Genomic DNA, 16,692 nt, shown 5'->3' with positions numbered 1-16,692 from the left:
CAGCCCGCTCACCACACACGTTCATCACACCCACAAGCAACCGCATAACCAACACAGAATCCGGATAAGAAGACAGCCATGCGCACACTGATGATCGAACCCCTGACCAAAGAAGCCTTCGCCCCCTTCGGAGACGTTATCGAAACCGACGGCAGCGATCACTTCATGATCAACAACGGGTCGACCATGCGCTTTCACAAGCTGGCAACGGTAGAAACCGCACAGCCTGAAGACAACGCCATCATCAGCATCTTCCGCGCCGACGCGCTGGATATGCCGCTGACCGTGTGCATGCTGGAAAGACACCCGCTGGGCAGCCAGGCTTTCATACCGCTGCTCGGCAACCCCTTTCTGATCGTGGTCGCGCCACTTGGCGATGCACCTGTATCGGGCTTGGTCCGCGCCTTCGTCACCAACGGCAGGCAGGGCATTAATTACCATCGCGGCGTCTGGCACCACCCGGTGCTGACGATCGAAAAGCGGGATGACTTCCTGGTGGTTGATCGCAGTGGCACAGGCAATAACTGCGATGAGCATTTTTTCAAAGAGGATGAGCGGTTGATCCTCGCCCCCCACCAATAAGAGAAGGCCGGATCACCCGACAACAAGGGTGACAGGCGAGAGGTAAAGACTGTGGAAGCACATCTGTTGGAATGGCTGAACCTTAGCGTGCGCTGGGTTCACATGATCACTGGCGTCGCCTGGATCGGCGCTTCGTTCTACTTTGTCTGGCTGGAAAACAACCTCAACCGCGTCAACCCCAAGAGCGGCCTCGCCGGTGACTTGTGGGCGATCCACGGTGGCGGTATCTACCACCTGGAAAAATACAAACTGGCCCCGCCGACCATGCCGGACAACCTGCACTGGTTCAAATGGGAAGCCTATTTCACCTGGATGTCGGGCGTCGCGCTGCTGTGCGTGGTGTTCTACCTCAACCCGACGCTGTACCTGCTCGCACCTGGCAGTAGCCTCAGCGGCACCGAGGGCGTATTGCTGGGCATTGGCTCACTGTTCGCCGGCTGGTTCATCTACTCCTTCCTCTGCGACTCGGCCCTGGGCAAACGCCCTGCCCTGCTCGGTTTCATCCTGTTTGTGCTGTTGATTGCGGCGGCCTATGGCTTCAGCAAAGTGTTCAGCGGCCGTGGCGCCTACCTGCACGTCGGTGCGGTGATCGGCACCATCATGGTGGGCAACGTGTTCCGCATCATCATGCCGGCGCAGCGCGCGCTGGTGGCGGCCATCGCCGAGAACCGCACGCCTGATCCGGCCCTGCCGGCCAAGGGATTGCTGCGTTCGCGCCATAACAACTACTTCACCTTGCCGGTGCTGTTCATCATGATCAGCAACCACTTCCCGAGCACCTACGGCAGCCAATACAACTGGCTGATCCTGGCGGGTATCGCGGTGGCGGCGGTGTTGGTACGGCACTACTTCAACACCCGTCACAACAGCCAGAAGTATGCATGGACCTTACCGGTCGGCGCGTTGGCGATGATCAGCCTGGCATACGTCACGGGGCCAAAACCGGCAGAGCCGATTGCCAAGGCACCTGCGGCCATCGAATACCAGCCACTGCCTGAAACGGCGTTGGGTGGTGGTTTGAAACCCGCGGCTCCAGCAGCTCCCGCCGCCGAGCCGGCACCCGCCCAGGCGACGATTGATTTCGACAAGGTGCATGGGGTGATCCAGGAACGTTGCGCCGTGTGCCATTCGGCCAAGCCCACCAGCCCGCTGTTCAGCACCGCTCCGGCTGGGGTGATGTTCGATACCCCCGCGCAGATCCAGCAACAGGCAGCACGCATTCAGGCGCAGGCCGTGGCGAGCCAGATCATGCCGCTGGGCAACATCACCCAGATGACCCAGCAGGAGCGGGATTTGATTGGCACCTGGATCAACCAGGGGGGCGCGTACCAACTGACAGATTCACACAGTTCCAATGTGGGAGGGGCTTGCCCCCGATAGCCGTGTGTCATTCAAAACATCAGTGACTGAACCACCGCAATCGGGGGCAAGCCCCCATCCCACCGGGGACTTGTAGTGATTTAGAGATTGCGTTCCACACAACACAAAAATAAAAAAGATCCGAGGTGTTGCATGACCGAGTTAGTCGAACCGCAGATTCCTGCCGCCCCTGCCATGGAGCGGCTGCCCCTCTTGCAACTGATTCTGGTAGGCCTGCAACACGTCTTGCTGATGTACGGCGGCGCCGTCGCCGTACCCCTCATCATTGGCCAGGCCGCGGGCTTAAGCCGTGAAGAAATCGCTTTCCTGATCAACGCCGACCTGCTGGTGGCCGGTATCGCCACCATGATCCAGTCATTCGGCATCGGCCCGGTGGGCATTCGTATGCCGGTGATGATGGGCGCCAGTTTTGCCGCCGTCGGCAGCATGGTCGCCATGGCCGGCATGCCGGGTATCGGCTTGCAGGGTATCTTCGGCGCGACCATCGCGGCCGGGTTCTTCGGGATGATCATTGCGCCCTTCATGTCCAAGGTGGTGCGCTTTTTCCCTCCGTTGGTGACTGGCACCGTGATCACCGCCATCGGCCTTTCGCTATTCCCCGTGGCCGTGAACTGGGCCGGCGGCGGCAGCGCGGCAGCCACATTTGGCTCGCCGATCTACCTGGCGATTGCTGCGCTGGTACTGGCTACCATCCTGCTGATCAACCGCTTCATGCGCGGTTTTTGGGTGAACATTTCGGTGCTGATCGGTATGGGGCTTGGCTACGGCTTGTGCGGCATCATTGGCATGGTCGACCTCAGCGGCCTGGCCCAGGCGCCGTGGGTGCAGGTGGTGACACCGCTGCACTTCGGCATGCCGAAGTTCGAGTTGGCGCCGATCCTGTCGATGTGCCTGGTCGTGGTGATTATCTTTGTCGAATCCACCGGGATGTTCCTCGCCCTGGGCAAGATCACCGGTCAGGAAGTGTCCCCCAAGATGCTGCGTCGGGGCTTGCTGTGTGATGCCGGCGCGTCGTTCTTCGCCGGGTTCTTCAACACCTTTACCCACTCCTCATTCGCCCAGAACATCGGCCTGGTGCAGATGACCGGCGTGCGTTGCCGCTCGGTGACGATCATGGCCGGCGCGTTCCTGATTGTGCTCAGCCTGTTGCCCAAAGCGGCGTACCTGGTGGCATCGATTCCACCGGCAGTGCTCGGCGGTGCGGCGATTGCCATGTTCGGCATGGTCGCAGCCACCGGCATCAAGATCCTTCAGGAAGCTGACATCGCCGACCGCCGTAACCAGTTGCTGGTAGCGGTGAGCATCGGCATGGGCCTGATTCCCGTAGTGCGCCCGGAGTTCTTCGCCCAACTGCCGTTGTGGATGAGCCCGATTACCCACAGTGGCATCGCCATGGCCACCCTCAGCGCGTTGCCGCTGAATATCCTGTTCAACATCCTCGGCGGTTCAGAACGCCCTGCCGTCGCTCATACGCATTGATTCCTTCGTTACGACAACAAAAACAATAACGAACAAGGAACCCCACCATGCACACCCTCCACCTGGGGGCGGCCATCAGCCGTGCCCCATTTATGCCCGACACGCTCTGTAAGAGCGCACTTGAGCCAAGGCTTGGGAGCCAGTATTCTCCGCGCCCGCTCGAATCGACTCAAAAAAAAACAGCGAATGTAAAAGCTGACTGCAAGGCCAACTTATCCCGGCCTAATGTCTGCTGCCACGGTGCACAAAACGCCTCTGTATTCGACTGCATTTGTTGCAGCCGACGGGGATTTTTTGGCGTTTCAAACACCTTGGCGCAGCTCTTGCTAAAAGCACTAAAGCTGACCAAACAGACGATTTTTGCAGCGAACCAAAAGGCGCCACACCAGAGCGCCTGCGTAGAAGAAAAACCACAAAACCTTAACTCGGGAGCAACCGAATGAAACCTATGTTCAAAGGCCTGATGCTGGCAGGATCCCTGCTTGCGGGTGGTCAGGCCGTGGCCGGTGACTTGTTGCAGTGGCAGAACAACAGCCTGACGTACCTGTGGGGCAAGAGCTTTACCGTCAACCCGCAGATCCAGCAAACCGTCACCTTCGAACACGCCGACGCGTGGAAGTACGGCGACAACTTTGTGTTCGTCGACCGCATCTTCTACAACGGCAAGGAAGACGGCAACGTCGGCCCAAGCACCTACTACGGCGAGATCAGCCCACGGTTGTCATTCGGTAAAATCCTCGACAAAGACCTGTCCTTCGGACCGATCAAGGATGTGCTGCTGGCCTTCACTTACGAGTTCGGCGAAGGCGATAACGAGTCGTACCTGCTCGGCCCGGCGTTCGACTTGAACATCCCTGGTTTCGACTACTTCCAACTGAACTTCTATCAGCGCCAGACCGAAGGCAATCGCGCGGGTGATGGCGTTTGGCAAATCACTCCGGTGTGGGCCTACACCATTCCCGTCGGCAGCTCCGACATCCTGATCGACGGCTTTATGGACTGGGTGGTGGATAACGACAAAAACGCCCGTGGCACTTACCACGCCAACCTGCACTTCAACCCGCAGGTTAAATACGACCTGGGTAAAGCGCTGCATTGGGGCGATAAGCAGTTGTATGTGGGTTTTGAGTACGACTACTGGAAGAACAAGTACGGGATCGAAGATTCGGGTGCATTCAAGACCACCCAGGACACGGCGAGCTTCCTGGTCAAGTATCACTTCTAAAAGCCAATGCAATACAAATGTGGGAGGGGCTTGCTCCCGATAGCGAAGTGTCAGTCACTCTATTTGTTGACTAACACACTGCTATCGGGAGCAAGCCCCCTCCCACATTCAGATAGGCGGCAGGCCCAGGAACCGCATGATCTCCTCACGCTTGGCCAGCGCATCTTTTCTGCCCAACTCAATCAACTCGCTGCAATACCCCGCCTCGAACAGCAAGTAACTCAGCACCCCCGCCCCGCTCGTCTTGGTCGCCCCCGGCCCACGCAAGAACAACCGCAACGCCGCCGGCAATTCCTGCCGATGCCTTGCCGCGATTTCATCGATCGGCTGGCTTGGCGCAATCACCAGCACTTCCACCGGTGCCAGGCCTCGGGCCGCGCTGTCGGCTGGCTGGTGATGGCTGAACTGGTTCAGACGCTCCAGCAATTCGATATCACTTTCCAGGCTGTCGATGAACGTGCTGTTGAGCATGTGCCCACCGATCTGGGCCAGGGTCGGTTCCTGACCGGTGTAGGTGCGCTGCACCGACGGCTCATTGCCCCGCGGGTTGCCGCTGACGCCCACCACCAGCACGCGGGTCGCCCCCAGGTGCAGCGCCGGGCTGATCGGGGCTGATTGGCGCACCGCACCGTCACCGAAATATTCCTGGTCGAGTTTCACCGGGGCAAACAGCAAAGGGATCGCTGAACTGGCCAGCAGGTGCTCAACCGTCAGTTGCGTCGGGACGCCGATACGCCGATGGCGCAACCACGCATCAATGGTGCCGCCACCTTGATAGAAGGTCACCGCCTGCCCGGATTCATAGCCGAACGCGGTGACCGCCACCGCGTGCAAATGCTTGTTTCGGATGGCTTCGTCGATGCCGCCCAGGTTCAGGCGCTCTTGCAACAAGTCCCGCAGCGGAGAGCTATTAAGCAACGCTACCGGCACTTGCGCGCCCAGGCCCAACAGGCTGTGGATGAGGAAACGACTCGCCTGGCGAATAACCCCCGGCCAATCACTGCGCAACACCAGATGGCTGCGAAAGCCCTGCCAAAAGGCAGTAAGACGCTGGATCGCCGCCGTGAAATCCATCGCGCCACTGGCCAGTGTCACCGCATTGATCGCCCCGGCCGAGGTGCCGACGATCACCGGAAACGGGTTGGGCGCCCCTGGTGGCAACAGCTCGGCAATCGCCGCCAAAACACCCACCTGATACGCCGCTCGCGCCCCGCCGCCGGAAAGAATCAAGCCTGTTACCGGTTCAGCTGGGCGCATCGCATCACTCCGTGTGGGGAAAATCTCGCCTTATCGGCGGCTTTTTTCGTACAACTTGGGTTCGCCCGGTGGCCGGCTCTTGAAGCGGCGGTGGGTCCACAGGTATTGCTCGGGGCATTCGCGTACAGAGGTTTCGACCCACTGGTTGATGCGCAGGCAGTCCACCTCATCGCTTTCGCCGGGAAAGTCGGTCAACGGCGGATGGATCACCAGGCGGTAACCACTGCCGTCGGCCAGGCGCTCCTGGGTGAACGGCACCACCAGCGCCTTGCCCAGGCGGGCAAACTTGCTGGTGGCGGTGACGGTGGCGGCCTGGATGCCGAACAGCGGTACGAAAATACTTTGCTTGGCGCCATAGTCCTGGTCCGGTGCGTACCAGATGGCGCGGCCAGCGCGCAGCAGCTTAAGCATGCCGCGTACGTCTTCGCGCTCGATGGCCAGGGAATCAAGGTTGTGGCGCTCGCGGCCACGGCGCTGGATAAAGTCGAACAACGGATTGCCGTGCTCGCGGTACATCCCATCAATGGTGTGCTTTTGGCCCAACAGCGCCGCGCCGATTTCCAGGGTGGTGAAATGCAGGGCCATGAGGATCACGCCCTTGCCATCGAGTTGGGCCTGCTTGAGATGCTCCAGGCCTTCGACATGGGCCAGACGCGACAGGCGCTGGCGCGACCACCACCAACTCATGGCCATTTCAAAGAAGGCGATGCCCGTGGAGGCAAAGTTTTCCTTGAGCAACTGCTTACGCTCTTTAGCGGTTTTTTCCGGGAAGCACAGTTCCAGGTTACGCGCGGCGATGCGGCGACGCTCGCTGGCCACACGGTACATACCCGCGCCCAGTAACCGACCAATGGCCAGCAGCGCGCGGTATGGCAATTGGGTGACCAGCCACAGCAGGCCGAGCCCAAGCCATAGCAGCCAGAAACGCGGGTGAAAAAATGCAGCTCGAAAACGCGGGCGATCCATTACAGATTCCGGTAAAGACAGGGCCGCGCATTCTACAACGGTTCGACCCGGCTTGCGGCCAGTGGATGTTCTCGTTATAAGTCTCGACACTTTTCGTGACAAGCCGCTTTATGCCGACCATGAGCCAAACCGAACCGCTAGACCAAGATCCCGTGTTCCAGCTGAAAGGCAGCATGCTCGCCATCACCGTGCTGGAACTCGCCCGTAACGACCTCGACGCCCTGGACCGCCAGCTCGCCGCCAAGGTCGCCCTGGCGCCAAACTTCTTTAACAACGCCCCGCTGGTGCTGGCCCTGGACAAACTGCCTGCCGGCCAGGGCGCTGTTGATCTGCCCGGCCTGATGCGCGTGTGCCGCTCCCATGGCCTGCGCACTCTCGCCATTCGTGCCAGCCGTATCGAAGACATTGCCGCGGCCATCGCCATTGAACTGCCAGTATTGCCACCGTCCGGCGCACGCGAGCGTCCGCTCGAACCATTGGTCGGTGAAGAGAAGAAAAACCGGAAAAACCACCAGAGCCGACGATAAAGCCTACAAAGATCATCACCTCTCCCGTACGCGGTGGGCAGCAAATTTACGCCCAGGGCGGCGACTTGGTTGTCATCTCCTCGGTCAGTCCCGGCGCGGAACTTCTCGCCGATGGCAACATCCATGTATACGGCCCGATGCGCGGACGTGCCCTCGCCGGCATCAAGGGTGATACCAAGGCCCGTATTTTTTGCCAGCAGTTGACCGCTGAGCTAGTGTCCATCGCAGGCCAGTACAAGGTTTCCGAAGATTTGCGCCGTGATCCGCTGTGGGGGGCCGGGGTGCAGGTCAGCCTGTCGGGCGATGTGTTGAACATCATCCGTCTTTAACGGATACTGCCGCATTTTCCAAGCATCTCTAGACTCTGATAGCACAGCGAAACCGGCAATACTTGTGTAGGAACATCTGAAGGTTGGCGTTTTTCCTACGCTAACCCGTCTTTTTCCTACAAAGACCGTCCGCCTGCAGCGAGTTCCAAGAGATGTTTTTCAGGGACTGAAAAGTCCTTTTTCCTTAGGGGTGAAACACCTTGGCCAAGATTCTCGTGGTTACATCCGGCAAGGGTGGTGTGGGTAAGACCACCACCAGCGCCGCTATCGGTACCGGCCTCGCTCTGCGCGGCCACAAGACAGTCATCGTCGACTTCGACGTCGGTTTGCGTAACCTCGACCTGATCATGGGCTGCGAACGCCGTGTGGTGTACGACTTCGTCAACGTGGTGAACGGCGAAGCCAACCTGCAACAGGCCCTGATCAAGGACAAGCGCCTTGAGAACCTGTACGTACTGGCCGCCAGCCAGACCCGTGACAAAGATGCGTTGACCAAAGAAGGCGTAGGCAAAGTCCTCGCTGAACTGAAGGAAACCTTCGAATACGTCGTCTGCGACTCCCCGGCCGGCATCGAAACCGGTGCTCATTTGGCGATGTACTTCGCCGATGAAGCCATCGTGGTAACCAACCCGGAAGTGTCCTCCGTACGTGACTCGGACCGCATGCTCGGCCTGCTGGCCAGCAAGTCCCAGCGCGCAGAGAAAGGTGAAGACCCGATCAAGGAGCACCTGCTGCTCACCCGCTACAACCCTGAGCGCGTCAGCAACGGCGAAATGCTCGGTGTTGAGGACGTCAAGGACATCCTCGCGGTGACCCTGCTGGGCGTGATCCCGGAATCCCAGGCCGTCCTGAAGGCTTCCAACCAGGGTGTCCCGGTTATTCTTGACGACCAGAGCGACGCCGGCCAGGCGTACAGCGATGCGGTTGATCGCTTGCTGGGCAAGACCGTGGAACATCGCTTCCTCGATGTTAAGAAGAAGGGATTCTTCGAGCGTATCTTTGGAGGCAACTAAACAATGAAATTTCTCGACTTCTTTCGCGCCAACAAAAAGCCAAGCACCGCGTCGGTCGCGAAAGAGCGTCTACAGATCATCGTGGCGCACGAACGCGGCCAACGCAGCACCCCGGACTACCTGCCAGCCTTGCAGAAGGAACTGGTCGAGGTGATCCGCAAGTACGTCAACATCGGCAACGATGACGTGCATGTCGCTCTGGAAAATGACGGCAGCTGCTCGATTCTGGAACTCAATATCACCCTGCCTGATCGTTGATCGAACAGGCGGCCGCCACGGCGGCTCGCACACCTTGATCCCATAGTGGGAACCGGGTGGGCGAGCCGCCGTTGGCGTTTGTTACGAGGCTGTTTAATGCCGCTGTCCAATATCCATATCCTGCATCAGGACGACGCTGTCCTGGTGGTGAACAAGCCGACCCTGCTGCTCTCGGTGCCTGGCCGCGCCGACGACAACAAGGACTGCCTGATCACCCGCCTGCAGGAAAACGGCTACCCCGAAGCCCGCATCGTCCATCGCCTGGACTGGGAAACCTCGGGGATCATCCTGCTCGCCCGGGATGCCGATACCCATCGCGAACTGTCCCGCCAGTTTCACGACCGTGAAACAGAGAAGGCCTACACCGCATTGGCCTGGGGCCAGCCGGAACTCGACAGCGGCAGCATTGATCTGCCCTTGCGCTACGACCCGCCGACCAAACCACGGCATGTGGTGGATCACGAGTTCGGCAAACACGCGATGACCTTCTGGAAGGTGCTGGAACGTTGCGGCGACTGGTGCCGTGTGGAGCTGACGCCCATCACCGGGCGCTCGCACCAGTTGCGCGTGCACATGCTGTCGATCGGTCATCCGTTGCTCGGCGACGGCCTGTATGCCCATGAGCAAGCCCTGGCTGCATGGCCGCGCCTGTGCTTGCACGCAAGCATGCTGAGCTTTACTCATCCGCAGAGTGGCGAGCGTTTGCGCTTCGAGTGCCCAGCGCCCTTCTAAAGCTGTGAACACAGAACAAATGTGGGAGGGGGCTTGCCCCCGATGGCGGAGAATCAGTCACTGTATTGTTGACTGACCCACTGCAATCGGGGGCAAGCCCCCTCCCACATTTGTACTGTGCACTTCCCGTCACCGAACGGTAAACTCCGCGCATTGCTGTCTGGAGCTATTTATGCGCGAAGCGTTGAATCAAGGCCTGATCGACTTCCTCAAGGCCTCCCCTACTCCTTTTCATGCCACTGCCGCCCTGGCCCAGCGCCTGGAAGCGGCCGGTTACCAGCGTCTCGACGAGCGCGAAACCTGGGCCACCGAAGCCAACGGTCGCTACTACGTGACCCGCAACGACTCCTCGATCATCGCCTTCAAGCTCGGCCGTCACTCGCCGCTGCAGGGCGGGATTCGCCTGGTGGGCGCCCATACCGACAGCCCGTGCCTGCGGGTCAAGCCCCAGCCCGAGCTGCAACGCCAGGGCTTCTGGCAGTTGGGCGTGGAAGTCTACGGCGGCGCCTTGCTGGCGCCGTGGTTTGACCGCGACTTGTCCCTGGCAGGCCGCGTGACGTTCCGCCGCGACGGCAAAGTCGAAAGCCAACTGATCGACTTCAAGCTGCCCATCGCCATCATCCCGAACCTGGCCATTCACCTGAACCGCGAAGCCAATCAGGGCTGGGCAATCAACGCCCAGACCGAACTGCCGCCGATCCTCGCGCAGTTTGCCGGTGACGAGCGCGTGGACTTCCGAGCCGTGCTCACCGAGCAACTGGCGCGCGAGCACGGGTTGAACGCTGATGTGGTGCTCGATTACGAGCTGAGCTTCTACGACACCCAGAGTGCAGCTGTAATTGGCCTCAATGGCGACTTCATCGCCGGCGCGCGCCTCGACAACCTATTGTCGTGCTACGCCGGCCTGCAAGCCCTGCTCACCAGCGAGACCGACGAAACCTGCGTACTGGTGTGCAACGACCACGAAGAAGTCGGTTCCTGCTCGGCCTGCGGTGCCGATGGCCCGATGCTGGAACAGACCCTGCGACGCCTGTTGCCGGAGGGTGATGAATTCGTACGTACCATTCAGAAATCCCTGTTGGTATCGGCGGACAATGCCCACGGTGTGCACCCGAACTACGCCGACAAGCACGACGCCAACCACGGCCCCAAGCTCAATGCCGGCCCGGTAATCAAGGTCAACAGCAACCAGCGCTACGCGACCAACAGCGAAACCGCCGGGTTCTTCCGCCACCTGTGCATGGCCGAAGAAGTGCCGGTACAGAGCTTTGTGGTGCGCAGCGACATGGGCTGCGGCTCGACCATCGGCCCGATCACCGCCAGCCACCTGGGCGTGCGTACAGTGGACATCGGCCTGCCGACGTTTGCCATGCACTCCATTCGTGAACTGTGCGGCAGCCATGACCTGGCGCATCTGGTGAAGGTACTGGGTGCGTTCTACGCCAGTCGCGACCTGCCTTGATCCAAAGGCTGAATACAGCCAGAAATGTGGGAGGGGGCTTGCCCCCGATGCGGTGGGTCAGCTAAAAACAAGCTGACTGACAGACCGCTATCGAGGGCAAGCCCCCTCCCGCATTTGGTTTTGCGTACACCTGATCTGCATCATCTGCACTTCCCGCAATCCGACCTAGACTTGTCAGTATTCCCACTCCGACAAGGCCGTCGCACCATGATCTCCATGTCCTCCTTCCACGCCATGCTTATCCCTATTCTGATCGGCATGATCATGCTCGCGGTCGGCTTCAACTTTCGCGACAAGCCCCTCGGCGTGTTCGGCATGTGGATCGGTATGCTGCTGATCCTGGGCACCGTGGTGTACAAGATCCTCGCCAAACTGGCCGAATGACGCGTGCACTCGTACACTCGCTCAACCCGTCGTTTCCAAGGTTGACCGCCTCGTGCTTTCCCGTCTGTTTGCCCTGCCCTGCTACCTGCTGATCGCCCTGTTCACCCTGCTGCCGCTGACTTCTGCCCAAGCAGTCGGTTTGCCCGGCCTGCTCGGCAGCACTAACAAGTCCCAGCCCCAGGCAGAAGTGCCCCTCGGCCAATCGCTGGACGAGGTGATCAAGACCCTGGAAAACGACCAGCAGCGCACCCAACTGCTGAGCGATCTGAAAAAACTCCGCGCCGCCACACAAAAAGCCCAGCCGGCCGCCGAACAGGGCGTGCTTGGGCTGATCGGCAGCACGCTGTCGACCCTGGAGCAACAGTTCTCCGGCAACGACAGCCCGCTGGGGCGTTGGTCCGATGAGATCGACCAGGCCAAGGACGAACTCGACGCCTTGATGCTGCCGGCCAACGAATGGCTGCCAATCATTTTTGGCTTTGCGCTTATTCTCGCGGTGTGGAGCCTGCTGGCCTACGTGCTGATATGGCTCAGCCACCGCGTCCGCGAACGGTTCGGCCTGCCTGAAGAACTGCCGCAACACCCGCGCACCTGGGACATGGTGCGCTTTGCCCTGCGCAAACTGGGGCCGTGGCTGATCGCGCTGGTGATCACCGTGTACATGAGCTACGCACTGCCCTCTTCCCTGGGTAAATCCCTGGCGATGGTGTTGGCTTACGCGCTGGTGGTCGGTACCTGTTTCTCAGCCATCTGCGTGATCGCGTTCTCTTTGCTCGACGGCCCGCACCGCCATCGTGCGCTGTATATCCTGCGGCACCAGGCCTTTCGTCCGCTGTGGTGGATCGGCAGCTTTGCCGCTTTTGGTGAAGCCCTGAGCGACCCAAGACTGGTAACTGCGCTCGGCCAACACCTGTCTCACACCGCCGCAACCGTCGCCAATGTGATGGCGGCGTTGTCCACCGGCGTGTTTATCCTGCGGTTTCGCCGCCCGATCGCCCACCTGATACGCAACCAACCACTGTCGCGCCGCCTCACCCGTCGCGCCCTCAGCGACACCCTCTCGATCATCGGTTCGTTCTGGTACGTCCCGGCCTTGCTGTTGGTGGGCATTTCGCTGTTTGCCACGTTCGTCTCTGCCGGCGACACCAGCACCGCCCTGCGCCAATCGCTGCTGTGCACGGTGTTGCTGGTGTTGTGCATGGTCATCAACGGTCTGGTACGCCGCCATGCTCTCAAGCCGCAACGCGGGCACAAGCGCCATGCGCTGTACTCCGAGCGCCTGAAAAGCTTCATCTACACCCTGGCCCACCTGGCGGTATGGCTGGTGTTTATCGAGCTGGGCCTGCGGGTCTGGGGCCTGTCGCTGATTGGCTTTGCCGAAGGCGAGGGGCATGAAATCGCGGTCAAACTGTTCGGCCTGGCCGGTACGCTGCTGTTCGCCTGGCTGATCTGGATCCTCAGCGACACGGCGATCCACCACGCCCTCACCCGCTCGCGCAAAGGCCTGGCCAATGCGCGGGCGCAGACCATGATGCCGTTGATCCGCAACGTGCTGTTCGTGACGATCTTCATCATTGCCGCCATCGTCGCCCTGGCGAATATGGGCATGAACGTCACACCGCTGCTGGCGGGTGCCGGTGTGATCGGCCTGGCCATCGGTTTTGGTGCGCAGTCGCTGGTGGCGGACTTGATCACCGGCCTGTTCATCATCATCGAAGATTCCCTGGCGATTGATGACTACGTGGATGTAGGCGGCCACCTCGGCACCGTCGAGGGCCTGACCATCCGCACCGTGCGCCTGCGCGACATCGACGGGATTGTGCACACCATTCCGTTCAGCGAGATCAAGAGCATCAAGAACTACTCGCGAGAGTTCGGCTACGCGATCTTCCGGGTGGCAATTCCGTACAACATGGACATTGATAACGCGATCAAGCTGATCCGTGATGTCGGCCAGAAAATGCGCAATGACCCGCTGCAGCGCCGCAATATCTGGTCCCCGCTGGAGATCCAGGGGGTGGAAAGCTTTGAGTCAGGCAGCGCGATCCTGCGCGCCCGGTTCAAGACGGCGCCGATCAAGCAATGGGAAGTGTCACGGGCGTTCAACCTGTCGCTGAAACGGCATCTGGACGAGGCCGGGTTGGATCTGGCCACACCTCGATTGAGTGTGCAGGTGGTGACGGGAGCTTCGGGTGGGTTGGAGAAAGAGAAGGACGCTTGAAGTCGTCGCACACACCTTTGCCGAGCGGCTTGTTATGGGGAGCGCGAAGCGGTCCTGAACGGGTGGAATGCGGTGTATCTGATACAACTCAGTGGCTGGAGTGGGGCTGCTTTGCAGCCCAGCGCGGGGCAAGCCCGCTCACCGCACCAGGCCCGCTTGCCACAATAAGCGCGCTCACCCCATAGAGCCTGATTACCAGACACAAACCGCCATGTTTAAACGAGCGCTGCTCCATCCATCTTCTGGCGCAAGCTCAACGGGCGCATATCAGTCCAGGTTTCTTCGATGTAGGCCAGGCACTCTTTCTTCATGCCGCTCTTGCCCACGGTGCGCCAGCCTTCCGGCACGACCTTGTAGTCTGGCCAGATGGAATACTGTTCTTCATGGTTGACCACTACCTGAAACAGGATGTCGTCGCGGTCAAATACTGAGGTCATTGCTGTTCTCCATCGCAAAAAGCTGGCTGCGCACCACGCGCAGCACTGATATCTGTAGAAACGTACCAAGCCGTCGAAAAATTAGAGGCTGTCCACGGCGGCTGCCAGGGCACGCCCGAAGATCTCGGCCACACGGTCGACTTCAGCGGCGGTGATCACCAGCGGCGGCAGGAAGCGCACCACGCCGCCATGGCGACCACCCAGTTCCAGGATCAGCCCGCGCTTGAGGCACTCGCGCTGTACCAGCGGCGCCAATTGGCGGTGCACCGGAGGGTGGCCCTGGGTATCGAGGGTGCCGTCCGGGTCGACCAGTTCCACACCGAGCATCAGCCCGCGACCGCGAATATCCCCCAACTGCGGGAAGTCGCGTTGCAGGATGCGCAGGTGTTCGCCGAGGCGCTCGCCCATAACTGTCGCGTGGCCGGGCAGGTCGTGTTCCTTGAGGTAGCGCATCACCGCCGAACCCGCCGCCATAGCCATTTGATTGCCACGGAACGTGCCGGCATGGGCGCCCGGCAGCCAGGTGTCGAGCCAGTCGCGGTACACCACCACCGCCAACGGCAAGCTACCGCCGATGGCCTTGGACATCACCACCACATCCGGAATGATGCCCGCGTGTTCGAAGGCGAACATCTTGCCGGTGCGGCCAAAACCGCTCTGGATTTCGTCGACAATCAACGCCACACCCGCCTGTTCGGTGATGCGTCGCAGGCCGCGCAGCCAGTCGAGGTCGGCCGGGATTACGCCGCCTTCACCCTGCACCACTTCAACAATCACCGCTGCCGGCAGCAACACGCCAGCTTCCGGGTCGTTAAGCAGGTTTTCCAGGTAGTGCAGGTTGACCCGCACACCTTCCGCACCGCCCAGACCAAACGGGCAGCGGTAATCGTAGGGATACGGCAGGAACTGCACGCCATTGCCAAGCAACGCCCCCAAGGGCTTCTTCGGCCCCAGGCTGCCCATCAGGCTCAAAGCGCCTTGGCTCATGCCGTGATAACCGCCCTGGAACGACAGCACGGTGCTGCGCCCTGTGGCAGTACGGACCAGTTTCAGCGCGGCTTCCACCGCATCGGTGCCAGTGGGCCCGCAAAACTGGATCTTGGCTTCCCGCGCCAACTCGGCCGGCAACAGGCCGAACAAGTCCTGCACGAATTGATCCTTGACCGGCGTAGTCAGGTCGAGGGTGTGCAACGGCAGCTCATCACTCAGCACTTGCTGGATAGCGTCGATCACCACCGGGTGGTTATGCCCCAGCGCCAGGGTGCCGGCCCCGGCCAGGCAGTCGATGAACTGGCGGCCTTCCACGTCTTCCACGTAGATGCCCTTGGCGCGTTTGAGCGCCAAAGGGATACGCCGCGGATAACTGCGCGCATTGGATTCCTGCTGGCGCTGACGGGCCAGCAGCGGTGTTTCGTCGAACTGGTAGAGCGTTTCCACAGGCGCCGGGCTGACATGCACTGGGGCGCTTTCGATACGGCTGGTAGCGACAGACATCTCTCTATCCCTCAATACGCTGATGATGGTGACCAAACTGCCAATCCGTTGGCGTCTGGCCCAAGGGCATGCGCACGGATTTCCTGTTCTGGAAACGCATCAGCGGCTGAGGGATTTAGGGCTGGTGATCGTTAACTGATGCCGTTGAACGGTGCTTTGCGTCAAAGTCCTCGGTATTTCTCATTCAAGGCATACAGGATCGCGCACGTCTCGGCATCCAATACGCCACGATAATCCCCCGGCCGAAAGTGCATCTGAAACGCCCGCGTGCGCAGCTCAAACGCCTGTCGATTCTGCGCCGGTCTATACCCATATCGCTGAAACGCACGCTCCACTTCCACTTCCGGCGGCAGCCCTACACAAAATCGGCGTTGATACATCGCCCGCGCCGCCTCATCGAACCAGGCACCTACACCGGCGTCGTACAAGCACCGCCAAGGCAGTCGAGGCCCTGGATCACTCTTGCGCCAATAGGCCACGTCCGAATGCCCGAGAATGTCGGTCGGGCCGATCTGCGGGTAGCGTCCGAGGATGTCGCGCACCAATGCACTCAACACTTCAATCTGTTCGTGCGAGTACTCAGGAAAGGTAAAGACACCCGCATCGTCCCGTGCCAGGTTGACGATCTCGATGCCAATGGAGCGGCTATTGAGGTTGTCCCACCCTGCCCATTGGCTCGCACCTGCATGCCACGCAGACTTGGTTTCATCCACCAGGCGAAACGCGCGCAGTTCGTCATACCCGGCAGCGCGGTAACCAGGCTCATCCGGGTCGGGCAAAAGATAGTGAGCGCTGACCCCCTCCTGCGTCAGCGTCTGCAAGGAGGATGTGAAGGGAGCTGCGGTGTAATGCAGGATCAACTGCCGCACGGTTTCACCGTTGCGTTCATTGAAGCCTTTGGCAGGAAAAGTGGTATCGATGACTAACATAAGAACTGTCCTTTTCA

General features: G+C 60.3%; 16 protein-coding genes and 1 pseudogene. 12 read left to right on the top strand and 5 right to left on the bottom strand.

The features are described from left to right. The first annotated feature begins 78 nt into the window (after positions 1-78). The 5 genes from AB4N82_RS18740 to AB4N82_RS18720 all read left to right on the top strand — a co-directional run bounded on the left by AB4N82_RS18740 (position 79) and on the right by AB4N82_RS18720 (position 4,666). On the top strand, positions 79-582 hold the full coding sequence (locus AB4N82_RS18740) for an ureidoglycolate lyase (protein WP_027603915.1): 504 nt from the start codon (positions 79-81) through the stop codon (positions 580-582). A gap of 51 nt (positions 583-633) precedes the next feature. Then, on the top strand, positions 634-1,962 hold the full coding sequence (locus AB4N82_RS18735; RefSeq protein ID WP_460102539.1) for a urate hydroxylase PuuD: 1,329 nt from the start codon (positions 634-636) through the stop codon (positions 1,960-1,962). 132 nt (positions 1,963-2,094) lie between these two features. Beyond that, positions 2,095-3,441, top strand: a complete 1,347-nt coding sequence (locus tag AB4N82_RS18730) for a nucleobase:cation symporter-2 family protein (protein WP_460102536.1) — start codon at positions 2,095-2,097, stop codon at positions 3,439-3,441. 47 nt (positions 3,442-3,488) lie between these two features. Beyond that, complete coding sequence (locus tag AB4N82_RS18725; protein ID WP_143521257.1) at positions 3,489-3,884, top strand: hypothetical protein; 396 nt, start codon at positions 3,489-3,491, stop codon at positions 3,882-3,884. Continuing rightward, positions 3,881-4,666: an outer membrane protein OmpK gene (locus AB4N82_RS18720; RefSeq protein ID WP_032887994.1), complete on the top strand. Its 786-nt coding sequence runs from the start codon at positions 3,881-3,883 to the stop codon at positions 4,664-4,666. Before AB4N82_RS18725 ends, AB4N82_RS18720 begins: the two co-directional genes overlap by 4 nt. 108 nt (positions 4,667-4,774) lie before the next feature. Here the strand turns inward: AB4N82_RS18720 and AB4N82_RS18715 are convergent, their stop codons facing one another. Both AB4N82_RS18715 and AB4N82_RS18710 read right to left on the bottom strand, forming a co-directional pair. After that, positions 4,775-5,923, bottom strand: coding sequence for a patatin-like phospholipase family protein (locus tag AB4N82_RS18715; protein ID WP_032887992.1), 1,149 nt, complete (start codon positions 5,921-5,923; stop codon positions 4,775-4,777). Between the two features lie 30 nt (positions 5,924-5,953). Further along, positions 5,954-6,889, bottom strand: a complete 936-nt coding sequence (locus tag AB4N82_RS18710; RefSeq protein ID WP_032887990.1) for a lipid A biosynthesis lauroyl acyltransferase — start codon at positions 6,887-6,889, stop codon at positions 5,954-5,956. Positions 6,890-7,008: 119 nt separating this feature from the next. On the opposite strand from AB4N82_RS18710, the pseudogene minC reads away from it, so the two are divergent. The 7 genes and pseudogenes from minC to AB4N82_RS18675 all read left to right on the top strand — a co-directional run bounded on the left by minC (position 7,009) and on the right by AB4N82_RS18675 (position 13,815). Next, a pseudogene (gene minC / locus AB4N82_RS18705) lies at positions 7,009-7,745 on the top strand (septum site-determining protein MinC). A gap of 200 nt (positions 7,746-7,945) precedes the next feature. After that, the gene (minD, locus tag AB4N82_RS18700) at positions 7,946-8,758 is read left to right on the top strand and encodes a septum site-determining protein MinD (RefSeq protein WP_017737535.1); all 813 of its coding nucleotides are present in this window, start codon (positions 7,946-7,948) and stop codon (positions 8,756-8,758) included. A gap of 3 nt (positions 8,759-8,761) precedes the next feature. After that, on the top strand, positions 8,762-9,016 hold the full coding sequence (minE, locus tag AB4N82_RS18695; RefSeq protein WP_003175252.1) for a cell division topological specificity factor MinE: 255 nt from the start codon (positions 8,762-8,764) through the stop codon (positions 9,014-9,016). Between the two features lie 96 nt (positions 9,017-9,112). Beyond that, the gene (locus tag AB4N82_RS18690) at positions 9,113-9,748 is read left to right on the top strand and encodes an RluA family pseudouridine synthase (RefSeq protein ID WP_032887988.1); all 636 of its coding nucleotides are present in this window, start codon (positions 9,113-9,115) and stop codon (positions 9,746-9,748) included. A 172-nt stretch (positions 9,749-9,920) separates the two neighbouring features. Beyond that, entirely contained in the window at positions 9,921-11,210 is a 1,290-nt protein-coding gene (locus AB4N82_RS18685; RefSeq protein WP_032887987.1) for a M18 family aminopeptidase, read from the top strand. Between the two features lie 207 nt (positions 11,211-11,417). Further along, positions 11,418-11,594 (top strand): hypothetical protein, encoded by a 177-nt coding sequence (locus AB4N82_RS18680; protein ID WP_010208820.1) that lies wholly within the window; start codon positions 11,418-11,420, stop codon positions 11,592-11,594. 52 nt (positions 11,595-11,646) lie between these two features. After that, the gene (locus tag AB4N82_RS18675; protein WP_122764601.1) at positions 11,647-13,815 is read left to right on the top strand and encodes a mechanosensitive ion channel family protein; all 2,169 of its coding nucleotides are present in this window, start codon (positions 11,647-11,649) and stop codon (positions 13,813-13,815) included. A 215-nt stretch (positions 13,816-14,030) separates the two neighbouring features. Here AB4N82_RS18675 and AB4N82_RS18670 read toward each other — a convergent pair whose 3' ends face one another. The 3 genes from AB4N82_RS18670 to AB4N82_RS18660 form a co-directional block, all read right to left on the bottom strand. Further along, positions 14,031-14,252: an MbtH family protein gene (locus tag AB4N82_RS18670; RefSeq protein WP_032887983.1), complete on the bottom strand. Its 222-nt coding sequence runs from the start codon at positions 14,250-14,252 to the stop codon at positions 14,031-14,033. Between the two features lie 81 nt (positions 14,253-14,333). Further along, positions 14,334-15,746 carry an aspartate aminotransferase family protein gene (locus AB4N82_RS18665; RefSeq protein ID WP_122764600.1) on the bottom strand — a complete coding sequence of 471 codons (1,413 nt, stop codon included), beginning with the start codon at positions 15,744-15,746 and terminating at the stop codon, positions 14,334-14,336. Between the two features lie 161 nt (positions 15,747-15,907). Continuing rightward, positions 15,908-16,675 (bottom strand): N-acetylmuramoyl-L-alanine amidase, encoded by a 768-nt coding sequence (locus AB4N82_RS18660; protein WP_122764599.1) that lies wholly within the window; start codon positions 16,673-16,675, stop codon positions 15,908-15,910. Positions 16,676-16,692 lie beyond the last annotated feature (17 nt).

This window comes from Pseudomonas sp. H1_D04, assembly GCF_054683855.1.
Note: the sequence above shows the minus strand (reverse complement) of the source record. Positions and strands in the feature narration are given on the sequence as shown.

Bases quoted from the DNA above. Each gene is read 5' to 3' on its own strand.
- AB4N82_RS18740 (WP_027603915.1), top strand. From the start codon at position 79: ATGCGCACACTGATGATCGAACCCCTGACCAAAGAAGCCTTCGCCCCC.
- AB4N82_RS18730 (WP_460102536.1), top strand. From the start codon at position 2,095: ATGACCGAGTTAGTCGAACCGCAGATTCCTGCCGCCCCTGCCATGGAG.
- AB4N82_RS18725 (WP_143521257.1), top strand. From the start codon at position 3,489: ATGCACACCCTCCACCTGGGGGCGGCCATCAGCCGTGCCCCATTTATG.
- AB4N82_RS18720 (WP_032887994.1), top strand. From the start codon at position 3,881: ATGAAACCTATGTTCAAAGGCCTGATGCTGGCAGGATCCCTGCTTGCG.
- AB4N82_RS18715 (WP_032887992.1), bottom strand. From the start codon at position 5,923: ATGCGCCCAGCTGAACCGGTAACAGGCTTGATTCTTTCCGGCGGCGGG.
- AB4N82_RS18710 (WP_032887990.1), bottom strand. From the start codon at position 6,889: ATGGATCGCCCGCGTTTTCGAGCTGCATTTTTTCACCCGCGTTTCTGG.
- minE (WP_003175252.1), top strand. From the start codon at position 8,762: ATGAAATTTCTCGACTTCTTTCGCGCCAACAAAAAGCCAAGCACCGCG.
- AB4N82_RS18690 (WP_032887988.1), top strand. From the start codon at position 9,113: ATGCCGCTGTCCAATATCCATATCCTGCATCAGGACGACGCTGTCCTG.
- AB4N82_RS18685 (WP_032887987.1), top strand. From the start codon at position 9,921: ATGCGCGAAGCGTTGAATCAAGGCCTGATCGACTTCCTCAAGGCCTCC.
- AB4N82_RS18680 (WP_010208820.1), top strand. From the start codon at position 11,418: ATGATCTCCATGTCCTCCTTCCACGCCATGCTTATCCCTATTCTGATC.
- AB4N82_RS18670 (WP_032887983.1), bottom strand. From the start codon at position 14,252: ATGACCTCAGTATTTGACCGCGACGACATCCTGTTTCAGGTAGTGGTC.
- AB4N82_RS18665 (WP_122764600.1), bottom strand. From the start codon at position 15,746: ATGTCTGTCGCTACCAGCCGTATCGAAAGCGCCCCAGTGCATGTCAGC.
- AB4N82_RS18660 (WP_122764599.1), bottom strand. From the start codon at position 16,675: ATGTTAGTCATCGATACCACTTTTCCTGCCAAAGGCTTCAATGAACGC.